This window comes from Mesorhizobium norvegicum (assembly GCF_004919685.1).
Classification (GTDB): Bacteria; Pseudomonadota; Alphaproteobacteria; order Rhizobiales; family Rhizobiaceae; genus Mesorhizobium; species Mesorhizobium norvegicum.
Map to the genome: position 1 here is coordinate 127,608 of NZ_SMYZ01000036.1, position 19,489 is coordinate 147,096.

At 64.3% G+C, this 19,489-nt stretch carries 18 protein-coding genes and 1 pseudogene; 6 read left to right on the plus strand and 13 right to left on the minus strand.

Going from position 1 to position 19,489, the window contains the following annotated elements:
- Nucleotides 1-76: 76 nt before the first annotated feature.
- The 4 genes from FCU66_RS14505 (at nt 77) to FCU66_RS14520 (ending at nt 4,278) form a co-directional block, all read left to right on the plus strand.
- Nucleotides 77-649, plus strand: a complete 573-nt coding sequence (locus FCU66_RS14505) for a cytochrome b (protein ID WP_136616456.1) — start codon at nt 77-79, stop codon at nt 647-649.
- Between the two features lie 69 nt (nt 650-718).
- Nucleotides 719-1,294 carry a YceI family protein gene (locus FCU66_RS14510; RefSeq protein ID WP_136616455.1) on the plus strand — a complete coding sequence of 192 codons (576 nt, stop codon included), beginning with the start codon at nt 719-721 and terminating at the stop codon, nt 1,292-1,294.
- A 298-nt stretch (nt 1,295-1,592) separates the two neighbouring features.
- Entirely contained in the window at nt 1,593-2,579 is a 987-nt protein-coding gene (locus tag FCU66_RS14515; RefSeq protein ID WP_136616454.1) for a Gfo/Idh/MocA family protein, read from the plus strand.
- 40 nt (nt 2,580-2,619) lie between these two features.
- Complete coding sequence (locus FCU66_RS14520) at nt 2,620-4,278, plus strand: FAD-binding dehydrogenase (protein ID WP_136616453.1); 1,659 nt, start codon at nt 2,620-2,622, stop codon at nt 4,276-4,278.
- Between the two features lie 637 nt (nt 4,279-4,915).
- On the opposite strand, the gene FCU66_RS14530 is transcribed toward FCU66_RS14520, so the two are convergent.
- The 7 genes from FCU66_RS14530 to bcoG all read right to left on the minus strand — a co-directional run bounded on the left by FCU66_RS14530 (nt 4,916) and on the right by bcoG (nt 12,673).
- Complete coding sequence (locus FCU66_RS14530) at nt 4,916-5,854, minus strand: alpha/beta hydrolase (RefSeq protein WP_136616451.1); 939 nt, start codon at nt 5,852-5,854, stop codon at nt 4,916-4,918.
- A 124-nt stretch (nt 5,855-5,978) separates the two neighbouring features.
- Nucleotides 5,979-6,761, minus strand: a complete 783-nt coding sequence (locus FCU66_RS14535) for a carnitinyl-CoA dehydratase (protein ID WP_136616450.1) — start codon at nt 6,759-6,761, stop codon at nt 5,979-5,981.
- Nucleotides 6,754-8,832 carry an acetate--CoA ligase family protein gene (locus FCU66_RS14540; protein WP_136616449.1) on the minus strand — a complete coding sequence of 693 codons (2,079 nt, stop codon included), beginning with the start codon at nt 8,830-8,832 and terminating at the stop codon, nt 6,754-6,756. Before FCU66_RS14540 ends, FCU66_RS14535 begins: the two co-directional genes overlap by 8 nt.
- Nucleotides 8,833-8,835: 3 nt before the next feature.
- Nucleotides 8,836-9,999, minus strand: coding sequence for an acyl-CoA dehydrogenase family protein (locus FCU66_RS14545; RefSeq protein ID WP_136616448.1), 1,164 nt, complete (start codon nt 9,997-9,999; stop codon nt 8,836-8,838).
- A gap of 4 nt (nt 10,000-10,003) precedes the next feature.
- The gene (locus FCU66_RS14550) at nt 10,004-11,107 is read right to left on the minus strand and encodes a carnitine 3-dehydrogenase (RefSeq protein ID WP_136616447.1); all 1,104 of its coding nucleotides are present in this window, start codon (nt 11,105-11,107) and stop codon (nt 10,004-10,006) included.
- Entirely contained in the window at nt 11,104-11,733 is a 630-nt protein-coding gene (locus FCU66_RS14555; protein ID WP_136616446.1) for an HD domain-containing protein, read from the minus strand. The genes FCU66_RS14550 and FCU66_RS14555 overlap by 4 nt, the downstream gene beginning before the upstream one ends.
- Nucleotides 11,734-11,755: 22 nt before the next feature.
- Nucleotides 11,756-12,673, minus strand: coding sequence for a 3-dehydrocarnitine:acetyl-CoA trimethylamine transferase BcoG (gene bcoG, locus FCU66_RS14560; protein WP_136616445.1), 918 nt, complete (start codon nt 12,671-12,673; stop codon nt 11,756-11,758).
- Nucleotides 12,674-12,806: 133 nt separating this feature from the next.
- On the opposite strand from bcoG, the gene FCU66_RS14565 reads away from it, so the two are divergent.
- Entirely contained in the window at nt 12,807-13,790 is a 984-nt protein-coding gene (locus FCU66_RS14565) for a GlxA family transcriptional regulator (RefSeq protein ID WP_136616444.1), read from the plus strand.
- Here FCU66_RS14565 and FCU66_RS14570 read toward each other — a convergent pair.
- The 4 genes from FCU66_RS14570 to xylA form a co-directional block, all read right to left on the minus strand.
- Nucleotides 13,768-14,532, minus strand: a complete 765-nt coding sequence (locus tag FCU66_RS14570) for a TIGR01458 family HAD-type hydrolase (RefSeq protein ID WP_342778162.1) — start codon at nt 14,530-14,532, stop codon at nt 13,768-13,770. The two genes, FCU66_RS14565 and FCU66_RS14570, sit on opposite strands and share 23 nt — an antisense overlap.
- A 60-nt stretch (nt 14,533-14,592) precedes the next feature.
- Complete coding sequence (locus tag FCU66_RS14575) at nt 14,593-14,796, minus strand: hypothetical protein (protein WP_136616442.1); 204 nt, start codon at nt 14,794-14,796, stop codon at nt 14,593-14,595.
- Nucleotides 14,797-14,988: 192 nt separating this feature from the next.
- Nucleotides 14,989-15,477, minus strand: a complete 489-nt coding sequence (locus FCU66_RS14580; protein WP_136616441.1) for a GNAT family N-acetyltransferase — start codon at nt 15,475-15,477, stop codon at nt 14,989-14,991.
- Between the two features lie 193 nt (nt 15,478-15,670).
- Nucleotides 15,671-16,996, minus strand: coding sequence for a xylose isomerase (xylA, locus tag FCU66_RS14585; protein ID WP_136616440.1), 1,326 nt, complete (start codon nt 16,994-16,996; stop codon nt 15,671-15,673).
- A 136-nt stretch (nt 16,997-17,132) separates the two neighbouring features.
- Between xylA and FCU66_RS14590 the strand changes: the two genes are divergently transcribed.
- Complete coding sequence (locus FCU66_RS14590) at nt 17,133-17,495, plus strand: nuclear transport factor 2 family protein (RefSeq protein ID WP_136616439.1); 363 nt, start codon at nt 17,133-17,135, stop codon at nt 17,493-17,495.
- Nucleotides 17,496-17,527: 32 nt separating this feature from the next.
- Here FCU66_RS14590 and xylB read toward each other — a convergent pair whose 3' ends face one another.
- On the minus strand, nt 17,528-18,982 hold the full coding sequence (gene xylB, locus FCU66_RS14595) for a xylulokinase (protein WP_136616561.1): 1,455 nt from the start codon (nt 18,980-18,982) through the stop codon (nt 17,528-17,530).
- Nucleotides 18,983-19,063: 81 nt separating this feature from the next.
- Nucleotides 19,064-19,489 (minus strand): annotated as a pseudogene (locus tag FCU66_RS14600) (tetratricopeptide repeat protein); the annotation flags it as partial.

Sequence of the window (19,489 nt, forward strand, 5' to 3'; positions counted from 1 at the left end):
GAGAAATGCCCGGCAGGGCAATGAGGGGCAGCGCTGGCGTCGGGAAGAAAGCGTAGCTCGGCGGCGTTTGCCAATCATGCAAGCATCAATCACCAACACTCCAACCCGCTACGGCTGGGCGACGATCCTCCTCCACTGGCTGATCGCGCTGATCTTCATCGGCCAGTTCGGGCTTGGCTTCATCATGGTGCGGCTGACCAGCCAGCGCACCGCCTTCGAACTGATCCAGCTGCACAAATCCTTCGGTTTTCTGCTGCTCGGGCTGGTGATGCTGCGCATCGCCTGGCGCCTTGGCAATGTATGGCCGCCGCTGCCGCGCTCGGTCGGAACCCTGGAGCGTCGGGCCGCCCCGCTGGCGCATTTTGCGCTCTACGCGTTTCAGCTTGCCTTGCCCTTGTCCGGCTGGGCGCTGGTGTCGGTGTCGATGCTGGAGATCCCCAGCCTGCCTTTCAATCTGTTCATTATGCCGAACCTGCCGCTGGCCGAATCGGATGGCGCCGAAAGCTTCTGGGCGGCGGCGCATTGGTATCTCGCCTATGCCGGCATCGCCCTGGTCGCCCTCCATGCCGCAGCGGCACTGCGGCACCATTTCCAGCTCAGGGATGGCGTGCTCACGCGCATGATCACGCCTTCGTCAGATCAGGAATAGAGCGGGCGGTTCATTCGTTCATGGGGGGAGGGCGCAGGAAATGCGCTGCCTCCAACAAGGAACACCCCCATGTACACGCGCATCCTCGGATTTGCGGCGGTCGCCGCTTGCCTTGCCATGCCTGTTTCAGCGGCCGTCGCGCTTGGTGACGCCGCCGGCAGCTATTCGATCAGCCCGGCCAACTCCAGCATCCGCTTTTCCATCGGCAAGGTCGGCGGCGGCGGCCTCAATGGCGCCTTCGCCCGCTTCAAGGGCTCGATCCGCATCGACAACGGCGATGTCGGTCGCTCGCAGGTCAATTTCACCATCTTTCCAGAAAGCGTCGGCACCGGCCAGGGCCGCATCGATGCCTTCCTGCGCTCCGACGCGGTGTTCGACAGCGCCAACAGCCCGGAAATCCAGTTCCGCTCGACCAGCGTGACCCGCACCAGCGACACCACGGCCCTCGTCACCGGCCGGCTGACGGCGCGTGGCAAGACGTTCCCGGAAAAATTCACGGCCGAGCTTGGCGGGCTCAAGGCCGGCACGATAAAATTTCATGTCACCGGCAAGGTGCTCAGGTCGCGCTACGGCATGGATGTCGGCACGCCGATCTATTCGAACATTGTTGATTTCGACATGACGCTCACAGGTAAAAGGGGCTAGCTTCTCTGTCGGCAATCACACACCTTCGCGATTGGCAGAGACACCTCTCGCGTCGTCATCCTGGGGCGAAGCAAGGAGCGAAGCGACGCGGCGCAGACCCCAGGATCCATGCCGCGACATCAAGGTGTTGCGACCGTCCAGAATCCATTCCGCTGCATTCCTCGGCGGATGTCGCGGCATGGATCCTCGGGTCAAGCCCGAGGATGACGAAGCTGTGGTTGGCAGGACCAGTCTCCAATTGGCTTTTCCTGTGATTTCGGGCAAACCTCATCGCCTGTAGTCGTGATGGAGAAGCCTGATGTTCCGATGGGGTGTGTTGTCGACGGCCAAGATCGGCCGCGAGCATTTGTTGCCGGCGATGGTCGAGGCGGAGAACGGCGTGCTGTCGGCGATCGCCAGCCGCGACCTGTCGAAGGCCAAGGCGCTGGCCGAGCGCTTCGGTGCACGCCATGCCTTCGGCTCCTATGAGGACCTGCTTGCCTCCAGCGAGGTCGACGGCGTCTACATCCCGCTGCCGACCTCGCAGCATGTCGAATGGGCGGCCAAGGCCATCGAAGCCGGCAAGCATGTGCTGGTCGAAAAACCGCTGGCGCTCGACGCCAAGGACATCCTTCCGCTGATCAAACTGCGCGACCAGAAGAAGGTGCTGGTCTGCGAAGCCTTCATGGTCATCTACCACCCGCAATGGATCAAGGTGCGCGATCTCATCGCCAGCGGCGCCATCGGCCGGCTGCGCCATGTGCAGGGCGCCTTCTCCTACTACAATGTCGACCCCAACAACATGCGCAACCAGCTCGACCTCGGCGGTGGCGCGCTGCCCGACATCGGCGTCTACCCGACCGTGTCGACGCGCTTTTCCACCGGCAAGGAGCCGGTGCGCGTGCAGGCGACGATCGAGCGCGACAAGACATTCGGCACCGACATCTACTCCTCGATCCGCGTCGATTTCGGCGACTTCGAACTGTCCTTCTACCTGTCGACGCAGATGGCGGCGCGCCAGGTGATGGTGTTCCACGGCGAGAAGGGGTTCATCGAGGTGTTCTCGCCCTTCAACGCTGGGCTCTACGACCACCATCGCGTCGAGTTGCACAACCAGAACCACACCGAGGCGCAAGTGTTCCGTTTTCCCGGCACACAGCAGTACCGGCTGGAGGTCGAGACCTTCGCGCGTGCGGCACAGGGCGGCAAGGAGCGCGTCTTCACGCTGGAGGAATCCGTGCTCAATCAAAAAGTCATCGACGCCATCTTCCGCGCCGGCGGCACGGACGGCTGGGAGACCGTCTGACTCCTTACGTTAAGGTAGCCGGCTAATTCTGGGAGGAAAGATGGCTGACGATGCGGACGTGATCATTGTCGGCGCCGGCCTTGCCGGGCTGGTTGCCGCCGCCGAGCTTGCCGAGGCCGGCAAGAAAATCATCATCGTCGACCAGGAGCCGGAGCAGTCGCTGGGCGGCCAGGCGTTCTGGTCGTTCGGCGGTCTTTTCCTCGTCGATTCGCGCGAGCAGCGGCGCATGCGCATCCGCGATTCGCATGATCTGGCGCTCGAGGACTGGCTTGGCACTGCCGCTTTCGATCGGCCGGAGGATTACTGGCCGCGCAAATGGGCGCAAGCCTATGTCGGCTTCGCCGCCGGCGAAAAGCGCTCCTGGCTCCTGCAGCGCGGCCTAAAGTTCTTTCCCGTCGTCGGCTGGGCCGAGCGCGGCGGCGGCAATGCCATCGGCCACGGCAATTCGGTGCCGCGCTTCCACATCACCTGGGGCACCGGCCCTGGCGTGCTGGAACCCTTCGTCCAGCGCGTGCGCGAGGCCGAGAAAAGTGGGCTGATCCGCTTCAAATTCCGCCACCGCGTCAATGAATTGACCCGCACGGGCGCGACTGTCGACGGCGTGCGCGGCCACATCCTGCAGCCGAGTCCCGTCGAGCGCGGCCACAAGAGTTCGCGCGATGTCGCCGGCGATTTCGAGCTTCATGCGCAAGCGGTGATCGTCGCCTCCGGCGGCATCGGCGCCAACCATCAGCTTGTCCGCGAAAACTGGCCGCAGCGGCTGGGCGCGGCGCCCAAGCGCATGATCACCGGCGTGCCCGACCATGTCGATGGCCGCATGCTGGCAATCACGGAACAGGCCGGCGGCTCGATCATCAACCGCGACCGCATGTGGCACTATGTCGAAGGCATCAAGAACTGGGCACCGATCTGGACCGACCATGCCATCCGCATCCTGCCCGGTCCGTCATCGCTGTGGCTCGACGCGCGCGGCAAGCGCCTGCCGGTGCCGCTCTATCCCGGCTTCGACACGCTGGGCACGCTCTCCCACATCATGAGCACCGGCTTCGACTATTCCTGGTTCATCCTGACCAAGAAGATCATCCAGAAGGAGTTCGCGCTGTCGGGCTCCGAGCAGAACCCCGATCTGACCGGCAAGAGCTGGCGCCAGGTGCTCGGCCGCGCCACGTCGGGCATTCCGGGTCCGGTCAAGGCGTTCATGGAGAAGGGCGAGGATTTCATCGTCGAGGCCGACTTGCCGACGCTGGTCGCGCGCATGAACGCGCTGGCCGGCGGCGAACCGCTGCTCGAACTGGCCCAGGTCGAGCGCGAAATCCGCGCCCGCGACCGGCAGCTCGACAATCCGTTCTCCAAGGACATGCAGATCACCGCCTTGCGCGGCGCGCGCGCCTATCTCGGCGACCGGCTGATCCGCACGGCCAAGCCGCACAAGATGCTCGATCCGGCCAATGGCCCGCTGATCGCGGTCCGCCTCAACATCCTGACCCGCAAGACGCTGGGCGGCCTGCAGACGGACCTCGACAGCCGCGTGCTGGGTGCCGACGGCCAGCCTGTCGCGGGGCTCTATGCCGTCGGCGAGGCCGCCGGTTTCGGCGGCGGTGGCGTGCATGGCTATGCGGCGCTGGAAGGCACCTTCCTTGGTGGCTGCATCTTTTCCGGCCGCAGCGCCGGCCGCGCGGCCGCCGCCTCGGTGGCATGAAACGAGGCGGCCTGCGCCATTTTCCCGCCGTGCTCTCAATCAGGATCCCGCCGATGCGGTCGGCGCGGCTCGATACAGTCAGGCGACGGCGTCGTCGCAGGGCCATCAGCGCAGTCCGGTCCGCCGGGCTGTACGTCGGGCCGGGGCCCACAATCAATTGCGGGCCCGCTGACGCAATCGGGGCGCTCTGGGCGGTCCGGCCTATCGGGTCTATCGGGCCGATCCGGCCGGGGCGCACAATCAATTGCCGGTCCGCCGACGCAATCGGGGCGCCATGGTCGGTCCGGTCTGTCAGGCCGATCCGGTCTGTCGGGACGATCGGGCCTGTCGGGGCGCCACGGCCTGTCCGGCCTCCACGGCCTGTCCGGCCTCCACGGTCTGTCGGGTCGGTGGTCGCGATCCCGCCAGTGGTGTTCGCGCCAGGGGCGGTTGCGATAATCGTCCGTGTCGACACATGCGCTGAGCGTCGCGGCGCAAATGATGAGCGCCAACGCGCTTCCGAACCTGATCATGTCTGCGATTTCCTGCTGTCGGTCAAACCCATGGTGGTCTGCACCGCCAGCATTGCGCCTGCATTACGCTGGCCGCATCCGATCATGTCTGTGCAGCCGTCTTACTCGCAGGATGGGAAAATCGTTCACCAGCGCCAGGCGCCCTGCCCAAGGGCGGCTACCGCGTCCGTAATCCGCGTGAAGCTCGCGCGGGCGCGGCCGACCGTGTGCCGGGCTCTGAGATAGCCGTGCACCAATCCCGGCTCCTCGAACCAGGTGGCGCGGCCGCCTGCCGCGACGATACGGTCGCGATAGGTCTCGCCGTCCGACGCCAGCGGGTCGCATTGCGCGGTGATCAGCACCGTCGGCGGCAGGTTGGAGAAATCGGTGTCGGCAAGCGGGGCCAGCGTTGCGTCGCCGCTGCGGTCCTGCCCACCGGTGCGGATATGCTTGTAGAATTCGAGATCGCGCATGGTCAGCATCGGCGCTTCGGCGTGCGTTACATAGGATCCCTTCGACCGATCGCCGCCAAGGCCGGGATAGATCAGCACCTGGCCGACCGGCCCTTTCGCGTGGCCGCGTGTCGCGTGGCTGACCGCAGCGGCCAGATTGCCGCCGGCGCTGTCGCCACAAAGCACGATGGGGTGTGAGCGGTTGGTTGCAGCCCATTCGAAGGCGCTCATCACATCGTCGAAGGCGGCCGGATGCAGATGCTCCGGCGCCAGTCGGTAGTCGACCGAAACCACCTCATGGCCGGTGCGGGCACACAGCTCGGCGCAGACGTCATCATGGCTATCCAGCCCGCCGAGGATGAAGCCTCCGCCATGGAAATACAGCACCGTCACCGCTGCTTGGCGAGCGCTTCGGTAGATGCGGATCGGGATGTCGTGCGTGGGCGTTGCAATGGCTGAGGTTTCGACCGCAACGCCCTCGGGGTAGCCGGCAAAGAATTCGCGGCACATGCGGTCGTAGATCCCGCGCTGCTGCGCGATCGTGTAGTCGATCGTGTCGGGCGGATAATAGGAGTTGGTCCGCTCGATGAAGGCCCAGGTCTCGGCATCGATGAGGGTTTTGTAGTCGGTCATGGAACTCCTTCACCTCCCCCTTGATGGGGGAGGTCGCCGCGCAGCGGCGGGTGGGGGTGGCGGCGCTTCACCCCACCCCGGACCTTCGGTCCGACCCTCCCCATCGAGGGGAGGGTGAAGTGGGTCACTTCCCCTTCCACACCGGATCGCGCTTCTCGGCAAAAGCCCGAAACCCTTCCATATTGTCTTCGGAGCCATAAAGCGCATCGACGGTCGCCAACTGTCGCCGCGTCACCTTGTTCATCGCGTCCTGGAAAGTCAGCGCCTCGGCCACGCGCGCCGTCTCCTTGATGGCGGCGAACACCAGCGGCGGGCCGCCGGCCAGCAGCCGGGCGATCTCCCACACGCGCTCCTCGAGTTTATCCTTGGGCAGCACCTCATTGACCAGGCCCCAGCGATGCGCCTCAGTGACATCCATCCAGCGGCCGGTGAGCAGAAGGTCCATGGCGACATGGTAGGGGATGCGCTTCGGCAGCTTGATCGTTGCCGCGTCGGCCAGCGTGCCGGCGCGGATTTCGGGCAGCGCGAAGGAGGAATGATCGGAGGCGTAGATGAGGTCGCAGGACAGCGCCAGCTCGAAGCCGCCGCCCACCGCCATGCCGTTGACGCAAGCGATGACCGGCTTGTTGAGGTCGCGCAGCTCCTGCAGCCCGGCAAAACCGCCAACACCATAGTCGCCGTCGACCGCATCGCCACCGGCAGCGGCCTTCAAATCCCAGCCGGCACAGAAGAACTTGTCGCCGGCGGTCTTGACGATGGCGACGCGCAACTCCGGATCGTCGCGGAACGCCTTGAAGGTCTCGCCCATCAGCCGCGAGGTCTTCAGGTCGATGGCGTTGGCTTTGGGCCGGTCGAGCGTGACTTCGAGGATGGTACCCTCGCGGCGGGTCGAAATGACGTCAGACATTCTTCTTGTCTCCCAGCACCAGCAGCGCGTCGGCGATCCAGGCGCCCTTGCCCTGCGTGCAGACGATCAGCGGGTTGATGTCGAGTTCCTCGATCTCGCCGGCATTCTTCTGCACGAAGCCGGCAATGCCCGAGATGGCATCGATGGCGGCCGCGACATCGGCTTTCGGCCGGCCGCGATAGCCTTCGAGCAGCGGGAACAGTTTCAGCCCGCGCAAGGCCGCCTCGATGTCGTCGCGGGTTGCCGGCAGCATCAGGGTGACGCTGTCGCGCAACAGCTCGACCAGCACGCCGCCAGTGCCCAGCGTCATCACCGCGCCGAACATCGGGTCGCGGGTGAAGCCGACGATGAGTTCGGCGACACCGTCGCGCACCATGTGTTCGACATAGAGGCCGGTGCCGAGCGGCAAGAGGTCATGCGCCGCCGTGCTGACGGATTCGGCATCCCGGAGATTGAGCCTGACAGCGCCGACCTCGGATTTGTGGGTGACGCCGAGCGCCTTCAACGCCACCGGGAAGCCGAGCGCCATCGACGAAATGACCGCCTCGACGGCATTGGCGGCGCGTTCGCCTTTCGGCACCGGCAGGCCGGCCTCGATGAGGCGGGATTTCGCCTCGGCTTCATCAGGGGTGATGTGGTCACCGCCAGGCGCACCGGCGGCCGACGTGTCGATCGGCTGCGCCTGCGGCTCAGCCCAAGCCCAGCCGATGAAGGCTGCCGCCCCGGCTGCGTCCATCGCCTCGGAAATGCCGAACAACGGCACCATGCCGCGTGCCATCAGCCCGGCTGTGTATTCCTCCGGCAGGTTCTCCGGCAGCGAGGAGACGATCGCGCCTTGCGCCGCGTTGGTCTTCAGCGCCGATTCGAAGGCGCGCAGCGTCGCCCACCAGTCGGTGTCCGAACAGCGGTCCGGGCGTGGGAAATCGAGCACCAGCATGTTGAGGTCGAAGCCGCCCGACACCATGGCAGTGAAGGTAGCGGTCATCGCCGGCTCGTTGTTCCAGATGAAGGTGTGGTAGTCGAGCGGATTGGCCACCGCAACCAGCGGCCCCAGCGTCGATTTGACATGGGCACGGTGCTGGTCGGTCAGGACCGGAAAATTGACCCAGCGGCCTTCGGCACTGTCGGCCATGACGGAGGCCTCACCGCCCGAGCAGCTCATCGACGACAGCCTATAGCCGGGCAAAGGCCCGGTGATGTGCAACAGCTTCAGCGCCTCGATGAAGGCGGGGATGGAATCGACGCGCGCAATGCCAAGCCGCCTCAGGAAGGCGCCCGATGCCGCGTCCGAGCCGGCCAGCGAGGCAGTGTGTGAGACGGTCGCCTGCCGCGCCTGTTCGGAGCGGCCGACCTTCATGGCGATGATCGGCTTCTTCAGCTCGCGGGCTCGTGCCGCCAGCCGTTCGAAGCCGGCTACCGAATCGAAGGCCTCGATGTGCAGGCCGAGCGACGTGACCCTCTCATCCTCGATCAAGCCGAGCGCCATTTCGGACAGGCCGGTCTGCGCCTGGTTGCCGGCGGTCATCAGGAAGGCGATCGGCAGGCCACGCTTCTGCATGGTCATGTTGATGGCGATGTTGGAGGACTGGGTGATGATGGCGACGCCCTTGCCGCCCTCGTCCAGTCTTATGCCGCCATGCTGGTCGGGCCACAGAAGCGCGCCGTCGGCATAATTGATCAGGCCATAGCAATTCGGCCCGATGATCGGCATCTGGCCCGCCGCCGCAACCAGCTCGGCTTGCAGCCGCTCGCCGTCGTCGTCATAGGCTTCGGTTTCGAGGAAGCCGGCGGCAAAGCAGACGGCGCCGCCGGCGCCGCGCTCGGCCAGCGCCTTGACCACCTCGATGGTCAAATGCCGGTTGACGCCGACAAAGGCGGCGTCCGGCGCGTCAGGCAAATCGGCCACCGAACGATAGGCCTTGCGACCGGCGACCTCGTCCTTGGTCGGATGCACCGGCCAGATCTCGCCGGCAAAGCCCATCTTGATCGACTGCGCGACGACGGCTGCGGCCTGCGCACCGCCGAACACGGCGATCGATTTCGGCCGCAGGAGACGCTCAAGTTTATGCATATGTTATGCCCCGAACGGGCGCAGCAGCGCCCTTGAAATGATGTGGCGCTGGATCTCGGACGTGCCTTCCCAGATGCGCTCGACGCGCGCGTCGCGCCAGATGCGCTCCAGCGGCAGATCGTCCATCAGCCCCATGCCGCCATGGATCTGGATCGCCTCATCGGCGACGAAAGCGAGCATCTCGGTGGCCTTCAGCTTGGCCATGGCCATGTCCTGGTCGGTGACGGTGCCCTGATCGTACTTCCAGCCGGCTTCGAACACCATCAGGTCTGCGGCCTTCAGTTCGGTCGCCATGTCGGCAAGCTTGAACGACACGCCCTGGAATTTGCCGATCTGCTGGCCGAACTGCTGGCGCTGCGCGGCGTATTCGACGGCATGGCCAAGCGCCCGCTCGGCACGGCCGAGACAGGTGGCGCCGACCTGCAGCCGGGTGGCGCCGAGCCAGGAATTGGCAACATCGAACCCTTTGTGAACTTCGCCCAACACTTGGGCGGCGGGAAGCCGGCAGTCGTCGAATTCGAGGATGGCGTTGGTGTAGCCGCGATGCGAGACGTTGCGGTAGCCGTCGCGGACGGTGAAGCCTTTGGTGCCCTTGTCGACGAAGAAGGCGGTGATCCTCTTGCGTTTGCCACGCGGCGAATCCTCTTCGCCGGAAGCCATGAACACGATGGCAAAGTCGGCGAGGTCGGCGTGGGAGATAAAGTGCTTGGTGCCGTTCAGCACCCAGTCGTCGCCATCCTGCACGGCGGTCGCCTTCATGCCGCGCAGGTCGGAGCCGGCGCCCGGCTCGGTCATCGCCAGGCAGTCCCATTTCTCGCCACGGATGCAGGGAAACAGATACTTTTCGCGTTGCTCGGGTGTGCCGGCAAGCAGGATGTTGGATGGGCGCGCCACGCAGGTCCAGTGCAGCGCATAATTGGCGCGGCCGAGTTCCTTTTCGTAGAGCAGCCAGGTCACCGTATCGAGGCCGGCACCGCCGACATCGGCCGGCATGTTGGCGGCATAGAGCCCGGCCTCGATCGCCTTGACCTTGATCTCCTCGATCAGGTCGCGGCGCAGCACGCCGGTGCGCTCGACCTCGCGCTCATGCGGGTAAAGCTCGTTTTCGACGAACGCGCGCGTCGTCTCGACAATGAGCCTCTGTTCCTCCGACAGCCCGAAATCCATGGTCTCAGCCTTTCTTCTTGCCGGTCTTTTTCTTCGGCTTCTCGGCTTTCTTCACCGGCTTCAACGCTTTGGCCTTCTCGGCCGCCTTGGAGGCCGTCGGCTTCTTCGCCGCCAGCTTGGCCAGTTGCTTGGTGTAGTCCTTGTGCAGCGCGCCAGCGCCCCAGCCCTTGCCTTTGTTCTGCTTCGACAGCGCATCCATGATCGCGACCAGATTGTCGTCGCGGATCTTTTCCAGCTCGCGGATCGACAGGCCATGCGCCTGGTCGTCCGACTGGGTGGCGATCAGGTCGACCAGCTCGTCGTTGAACTCCGGCACGTCCATCAGCTTGGTCCATGGCCATTTCAGGCACGGGCCGAACTGCGCCATGAAGTGGCGCATGCCGGCCTCGCCGCCGGCGACCCGATAGACCTGGAACATGCCCATCTGCGCCCAGCGCAGGCCAAAGCCATAGCGCATGATGTCGTCGAGTTCCTCGACGGTGCAGATGCCGTCCTTGATCAGCCACAGCGCCTCGCGCCATGCCGCTTCGAGCAGGCGGTCACCGACGAAGGCCTCGATCTCCTTGCGGATGACGACAGGCTTCATGCCGATCGAGGCATACATCTCCTTGGCGACCTCGATCGCCTCGGGAAAGGTCTGTTCTCCGCCGACGATCTCGACCAGCGGCAGGAGATAGACCGGGTTGAACGGATGGCCGACGACCAGCCGCTCCGGATGCTTCTTCATCGCCACCTGCATGTCGGTCGGCTTGATGCCGGAGGTCGATGAGCCGACAATCGCATTGGCCGGCGCATGGGTGTCGATCTCGGCCAGCACGCGGTGTTTCAGGTCAAGCCGTTCCGGCACGCTCTCCTGGATGAAGTCGGCATCGGCGACCGCCTCGGCGATGGTCTTGGCGAAGATCAGCTTGCCTTCCTTGGGTAGACCGCCGGGTACCATCTGCTTGTAGGCGCGGCGCGCGCCCTTCATCACTTCGCTGACCTTGCGCGACGCCTCCGGATCGGGATCGAAGATCGACACGTCGATGCCGTTGAGCAAAAGCCGCGCCACCCAGCCGGCGCCGATGACACCACCGCCGATGGCGGCTGCCTTGTTGATGATGCTCATGCGGAAGCTCCGGTTCTTGTCGTGGCGGTTGTGGGATCGATGAGGGGCACACGCTCGCCGGCGCGGATCACGGTCGCATCGTAGGCCTTGCGGGCAAAGACCTCGAGCACGAAGGGCCGGAAGAATTCGATCGGCAGCGTGTCGTAATCGGGGTCGAAGCTCGACTGGTCCCAGCGTTCGCAAAACTGGTCGCAATCGTCGAAATAGGCGTGGCCGGCAAAGCGGTCGCGAGCATGGCGGTTGCCGCCGAGATGGTGGGCGTAATAGAGGCGTTGGAAATCGCCGTGCTTTTCCACCACCCAGGTGCATTGTTCGCGCACGAAAGGCTTCAGGATCGAAGCGGCATATTCGTCGTGATTGTAAGGCGCGTAGATGTCGCCGATGTCGTGCAGCAGCGCACAAGCGATCCAGTCGGTGTCGGCGCCGTCGCGCCAGGCGCGCGTCGCCGCCTGCAGCGAATGGCCGAGCCGGGTGATCTTGTAGCCCGACAGGCCCTCGTCGAGCTGGACCAGTGCATCGAGCAGCCGCTCACCGGTCCTGGCCGCATAGTCGATTTCATGCGCGGTCAGGAACTCGTAGTCGTCCCGGTCGCCATCCTTCATCGCGGTGAATTTGACGGTAGTCATATCGACCCTCCCGACGAATAATTTATGCCGCGATCGGCGCCCGCTTGGTGAGGTTGAGCTTCTTGCGCACTTCCTCCGGTCCGATGATCCTGGCGCCGAGATTGGTGACGATGCTGGCGGCACGCTCGACCAGCTGCGCGTTGGTCGCCAGCACGCCCTTGTCGAGCCACAGATTGTCTTCCAGCCCGACGCGGACATTGCCGCCGGCCAACACCGCTGCCGCGGCATAGGCCATCTGGTTGCGGCCGATGGCGAAGGCCGACCAGTTCCAGGTCGACGGCACATTGTTGACCATGGCCATGAAGGTGTTGAGGTCGTCAGGCGCGCCCCAGGGCACACCCATGCAGAGTTGCACCAGCGCGTCGGGGTTGAGCACCTTTTCCTCGACCAACTGCTTGGCGAACCACAGATGGCCGGTGTCGAAGGCCTCGATCTCCGGCTTGACGCCGAGCGCCGTCATCATGCCGCCCATGGTGCGCAGCATGCCTGGCGTGTTGGTCATGACATAGTCGGCCTCGGCGAAATTCATGGTGCCGCAATCGAGCGTGCAGATTTCCGGCAGGCACTGGCGCACATGTTCCATGCGGTTGGTGGCGCCGCCCATGTCGGTGCCTTTTTCGTTGAGCGGCAGCGGCGCTTCCGGCGATCCGAACACCATGTCGCCGCCCATGCCGGCGGTCAGGTTCAGCACCACGTCGACATTGGCCTCGCGAATGCGTTCGGTCACTTCGCGGTAGAGATGCACGTCGCGCCTGGGCTTGCCGGTTTCGGGATCGCGCACATGGCAATGCACGATCGCCGCACCCGCTTTTGCCGCATCGATGGCCGAATCGGCGATCTGCTTAGGCGAGCGCGGCACATGCGGGCTGCGGTCCTGCGAGCCGCCGGACCCGGTCACGGCACAGGTAATGAAAACCTCACGGTTCATCGCAAGCGGCATGGAACTCTCCTCCGATAGAAACACTATGCATGTCGCCCAAAAGTGGGAACCGGTTTTGGGATAACGACATGCACAAAGACCAACCAACAATGCCCGACTTGCCGGAAACTGTTTTGCGTTTTACGAAGCTTCCATGACGAAAAGCGAAAAACCAACGATCTTTCGTGCCGAGCGCCTGCCGCTCAAGGTGACGCTGCTGGTGTTTTCCGGTTCGTCAATCATGTGCGTGGCCTCAGCCGTCGATCCGCTACGCGCCGCCAACCGCATCTCCGGCGAGACGTTGTTCGATTTCAAGCTGGTCTCGGTGACCGGCGAGGCTCCGGTCACCACCTGCGGCCTGCCGGTGGCGGTCAGCGGCCGTTTCGATGCGGCCGAGCCAACCGACGTCCTTGTCGTCGTCGCCGGTTTCGGCACCCAGAACTACGCGACCTCGGCTCTGTTGTCGGGCCTGCGCCGCGCGGCGCGGACAGCACGCGCTTGCGGCGGTGTCGAAGCCGGCACCTGGCTGGTGGCGCGCGCCGGCCTGCTGGAAGGGCGCAGCGCCACCACCCACTGGGAGGACATGGAGGATTTTTCCTCGGCCTTCCCAGGTGTCGATGTCCGCCCGGACCGCTATGTCATCGACGGGCCGGTGTTCACGTCGGGCGGCGCGTCGCCGACCTTCGACCTGATGCTGCATCTCATTCGCACGCGCCTTGGCATGGCCGTCGCGCTCGATGTCGCCAGCGTCTTCATCTACGACCAGGCGCGCGCCGCCACCGACGCTCAGCCGCTGGTCTCGCTCGGCCGCCTCGACGGCTATGACCCGCGCCTTGCGCAAGCCATCCGGCTGATGGAAGCGCATGTCGACCAGCCGCTGACCATAGAGGCGGTGGCAAAGCGTGCCGGGGTGACGGCGCGGACACTGGAGAGCATCTTTCGCAAGTCGATCGGCGAGACGCCGGGCGCCTATTATCTCAGGCTGCGCCTCGGCGCTGCGCGCCGGCTGGTAGTCGACACGCGAGTGGCGATGGCCGACATTGCCGGGCGGACCGGCTTTTCGTCCGCCGCGGCGTTTTCCAGAGCGTTTTCGAGAGCTTTTGGCGAGGCGCCAGTCAGACTACGGCGCGGTTGGTAAGTATCCAGTCGGTCGCAGCGGCGAGGTCATCTACCAGTGCCGTGGGGGACGGATTGAAACGTGTTTCGTCGTTTGGGCGATACTTGCCTGTCCGCACGAGCAGCGCAGCACCAAGCCCGGCGCGCAGTGCTCCGGCGACATCGCTCTCGGCATCGTCGCCGACCATGACCGCATCGGCTGCCGAGCAGTTCATATTGGCAAGCGCCGAAAGAAAGAAATCCGGTGACGGCTTGCCGAGCACGACAGGGCTTCGACCACTGGCGAATTCGAGGGCGGCAACGAAGGCGCCCGTGTCGAGGCTGAGCAGACCGTCTGCATCCTTGAAGGTGCGATTGGTGGCGAGCGCCACAAAATCGGCGCCGGCCACCAGCTCGCGGAATGCCCGGTTGAGCCTGGCATGATCGAAGGCTTCGCCTGCATCTCCGACGATGACGGCCCGCCCATTTGCGCCGTCCAGTCCGGAGAACTCAGGCTCCAGGTTGGGATGGACAAGCAGATGCGGTGCGCGGCCATGCCTGCGCAGCCATTCGACGGCGACACGCGCCGGCGTCAGCAATTCTTCTTCTCCAACCTCGACGCCGAAGGCGGCAAGTTGCGCGAGGATTGCCTTGCGAGGCGAGCGAGTCGTGTTGCTGACAAAGCGGAGCGGCAAGCCCGCATTGCGCAGGCGTTCGATTGCTGGGACAGCGCCCGCTATCGGGGTGTCGCCATTGTAGACGACACCCAAAAGGTCCAGAAGCACCGCGCGTACCATCGGTGAAGGATGGCGAAACAGCCTCCGTTCGTCAAACCGCAGGAACCATCAAGCGACATCGCGACTTTCGTGGACAATGCGCGAGCGCATGCTTTTGGCCAGCACCGTTTCAAGTCGCGCTGCAACCGCGCGATCCCATTCGTTTGTGCGCTGCGCACCATCCTTCGGATGGGGCATCGCCATCAGCCGGTCGATGATCGATCCGGCTTCGCCAGGTGAGAGCAGGGCGTCGATTTCACGTTCGTTCTGCATATCGGTTCGCCTCCTTCTTCCTCTCCCGCCACGAGCCAGTCTTATACGAGATACGTGACGGCTGTTCTTATACGAGATACGTGACGGCTGTTTGAAGGCAAGAGCGAGGTCATTGAAGGGCGGCAAAGGGCAAAACCGTGTCGTCGGACGCGGCCTTGCATAAAGTTTGTTCCTGCGTCTGGGCAGGTCAGGTCAAGGTGAGATCTGCAGCCGCTTTTCGAACAGCACCGTGGTGAAGCCACTGTCCCATTCGTCATCCGGATAGCGGTTTTTCTCGACATAGCCGACCGCCTTGTAGAGTGCTTGTGCGGGCAGGTTGAACGTGTCGGTTTCCAGCCGCGCCTGCGCCGACCCGGCCGCGCCGATAGCCTGTTCGGCATGGGAAAGCAGCTTGCGGCCGACACCTTGCCCCTGACGGGACGCCATGACGTGCAGGGCTTCGATGAAGTCCGCGCGCCAATGGATCAGGCCGGCGACCGCGCCATCGATCTCGGCAACGGCAAATTCAGGCCAGCTCTGGTCGATATAACGCCCGCCAATATCTGTCTCGACATAGCGCCGCGCCGCTGCCTCGGTGATGTTCGGCAGCCAGGTGCCTTCGAATGTTTCCTGCAGAACGCGCTTCAAAGCCGGGATATCGCTTGCCTGCGCCGGGCGCACGATGATTCGATCCTCTGTCATTTTCCGTCTCCTGACAGCTGCCGCGCGGGTCGTTTTCGGCGACGCGCGTGGCATCCTGGTCTCACGAAGGCTGCCGAGGATCTGTGCGATCCTCGGCAGCCTCTCGCGAAATGCGCTGACTAGCAGATGGCGATGGCGGCGGCCTTCAGCCAGTGGTGCCGGATGTCGGTCCAGAGATAGAGCGGCGCTCGCCTTACACGTACCGGTTGACGATGTTTTCCAGCAGTTCCTGGCGGCCGGACCTTGGCTGCGGCTCGATCTTCTTCTTGACGACGCGCTCGGCGATGTCTTCCAGCGTGCGCTTGCCGGAAAGCATCGCCTTGCCCTCGGCCGTGTTCCAGCCGGCATAGCGTTCGGCCAGCGGCGCCGACAGCGCCTTGTCCTCGACCATGCGGGCCGCGGCTTTCAGACCGCGTGCGCAAGAGTCCATGCCGCCGATATGGCCGATCAGCAGATCCTGCGGATCGAGCGACTGGCGGCGCAGCTTGGCGTCGAAATTGGTGCCGCCGGTCTTGAAGCCGCCGGCCTGCAGGACTTGATAGTAGGCCAGCGCCATTTCCGGCACATTGTTGGGGAACTGGTCGGTGTCCCAGCCCGACTGGTAGTCGTTGCGGTTCATGTCGATCGAGCCGAAGACGCCGAGCGCATTGGCCAGCGCCAGCTCGTGCTCGAAGGAATGGCCGGCCAGGATGGCGTGGCCCTGCTCGATGTTGAGCTTGACCTCCTTCTCCAGCCCGAAGCGCTTGAGGAAGCCGTAGACGGTGGCGACATCGTAGTCATACTGGTGCTTGGTCGGTTCCTGCGGCTTCGGCTCGATCAGGATCGTGCCCTTGAAGCCGATCTTGTGCTTGTAGTCGACGACCATGCTGAGGAACCGGCCGGCCTGTTCCTGCTCGCGGGCGAGGTCGGTGTTGAGCAGTGTCTCATAGCCCTCGCGCCCGCCCCACAGCACGTAGTTCTCGCCTTTCAGCCGCTTGGTGACGTCGATGCAGCTTTTCACCGTCGCCGCCGCATAGGCAAAGACATCCGGATCGGGATTGGTGGCAGCACCCGACATGAAGCGGCGGTTGGAGAACAGGTTGGCCGTACCCCACAAAAGCTTGACGCCGGTCTGCTTCATCTTTCCGGCAAAATAGTCTGATATCTCGTCGAGGCGGGCCGCACTTTCGGAAAAGTCCTTGCCCTCCGGCCGCACATCGGCGTCGTGGAAGCAGAAATAGGGCGCGCCGAGCAGCGAGAACATCTCGAAGGCGACATCGGCCTTGAGCTTGGCCAGTTCCATCGTGTCGACGCCGCCGGCCTTGGGGAACCACGGCCGGTCGAAGGTCTGGCCGCCGAACGGATCGCCGCCCGGCCAGGCGAAGGAATGCCAGTAGGCGACGGCAAAGCGCAGATGATCTTCCAGCCGCTTGCCGGCGACGACCTCATCCGGGTTGTAGAACCGGTAGGCCAGCGGATTGGTCGAATCCGGCCCCTCATACTTGATCTTTTTGATGTCGCCGAAAAATCCGCTGCTCATGGTCTTTTTCCTCTTTCGAATAGTTCGCCCTGATTACCTCAGGTAATTCGCCTTGATTACCTCAGGCGTAATTGGTTTCGGTCTTCCGCTGGTCGAAAAGGCTCGTGTCAAAACCGTCAAACAAAGGAGACAGACCATGACCGACCTCAACAGGATCGCTCAAGGCTACATCACCGCCTGGAACGAAAGCGACGCCGAGCGCCGGGCCGACTTGCTCAAGGCGACCTTCACGGAAGACGTCAGCTATCGCGATCCGCTCATGCAGGGCGATGGCCATGCGGGTGTCGCGGCACTCATCGACGGCGTGCAGCAGCGCTTTGCCGGCTTCCGGTTCTCGCTGAAGGGCACGCCGGATGGTTTTGCCGACAAGATCCGCTTCTCGTGGAATCTCGGACCTGAGGGAACGCCTTCCGTCATCGAAGGCACCGACATCGGCGTCATCGAGAACGGCCGCCTCAAGAGCGTCACCGGTTTTCTCGACAAGGTGCCGGCGCAGTGAGCTGGCATGCCGCGGCGTGGGCGAGAGATCAATCACGCCGTGGCGACCTTGATTGCCGGGTAGAGCGCCCGGTAGCGCTGATAGGCATCGGCATAGACGCCGCCAAGCGCCGCGTCCGGTTCGATCGTCGCGTCCGTCCTGGGGGCCGTACAGATTTCGAGCGGATCGGCACCCGTCGCCGCGATCAGGCCGAGACGCGCGGCACCAAAGGCGGCGCCGAAGTCGCCGTCGGCAGGAATGTCGACAGGCAGTTGAAGCGCGGTGGCAATCGCCTTCAGCCAGTAGCGCGAGCGCGAACCGCCGCCGATCGCCGTCACCCGCGTCAAGGCCGTGCCGGCCTTGGCCAGGGCTTCGAGGCTGTCACGGAAGGCAAAGGCGACGCCCTCCAGCACGGCCTGCGTCAGCAGGGCACGGCTCGATTCATGCGCCAGCCCGGTGAACGCGCCGCGAATGGCGGAATCATTGTAGGGTGTGCGCTCACCCGAGAGGTAAGGCAGGAAGGACACGCCGCTCGGCGCCTTCAATGTGTCGCCGAGTTCGGCGGTCAACTCGCCGGCGCTCTTCCCGGTGATTTCGGACAGCCAGTTCAGCGAATCGGTCGCCGACAGGATGACACCCATCTGATGCCAGGTGTTTGGAAGCGCGTGGCAGAAGGTATGCACGGCACTTGCCGGGTTGGGCAAATAGGAAGCATTGGCGGCAAACAGCACGCCCGATGTGCCGAGCGAGACGAAAGCGTGGCCGGCGCCGACCGTGCCCATGCCGCAGGCCGAGGCCGCATTGTCGCCGGCGCCGCCGGCGATTGGAATGCCGGCCTGGACGCCCCATTTCGAGGCCAGTTCGGCCCGCAGCGCACCTGCCTTCTCTGTACCCTCGACCAGCGACGGCATCTGCCGTTCATCGAGCGATGTCGCCGCGAGCAGGTCCGCACTCCAGCGCCGCTTGCCGACATCGAGCCAGGACGTGCCGGCAGAATCGGACATTTCCGAAATGTGTTCGCCCGTAAGCCAGAGCCGCAGGAAATCCTTGGGCAACAGCACTTTTGCGACCTTGGCGAAGACAGCGGGCTCGTTGTTCTTCACCCAGGCAAGCTTCGGCGCGGTGAAGCCGGGAAAGACGATGTTGCCGGTCAGCGCGCGGAAGCGCGGATCGGCGTCGAGGACGGCGGCCTCGGCATGGCTGCGCGTGTCGTTCCACAGAATGCAGGGCCGCAGCACCTTGTCGGCGGCATCGAGCAGCGTGGCACCGTGCATCTGCCCGGAGAGACCAATGCCCTTGACTGCCGCGAGTTCCCTGGGGTGGGATGATTTGAGTTCGGCAATTGCGTCTTCGCAGGCCCGGATCCAGTCGTCGGGATTCTGTTCCGACCAACCCGGATGCAGGCGTGAAACATCGAGCGACGCATGGCCGGAGCCGATGACAGTTTGCCCGGCATCGATCAGCAGCGCCTTGACGCCCGATGTCCCGAGATCGAGGCCGAGATACATGATTTCCTCCCATGCCATTAATTTTTTCGGGTCTCGAAAAAATCTGGCTTGGCCAGTTTTTAAAACAAGATCCGCTTCGGGTCAATTCTCCGACAAATCGGCGGCGCGTCGCAGAAACAGAGCTGACAGCGGACTGTCGGGTCGCGCCATCGAACGTTCTGCCGTGAGCGCCCTGGCCAGCGCACCCTCACCGGCGCGCAGGGCCGCCTCGATCAGCGTCAGGTCGATGACGTCGCGCTGGGCGTGGCTGCCGCCGAAACGATGGGCGATCGCCCGGATCGGCCGGATCAGGCGCACGCTCTCGGCGTAGCTGCCTTCACCGAACGCCTTGATGGCGAGCGTCAGCGGATGGCCGACATCCCTGGTGAAAGCCGCGTTGTCGTCATTGCCGCGCATGGCCTCACGCTGCGCCTCGAGCAAGGTCTGGGCTGGCGCATCGAGCCCGGCGCCGACAAAGGCCATCATCGCGTGGGCATCGTTGAAGGCATAAAGGCCGGCGCCGGCCTT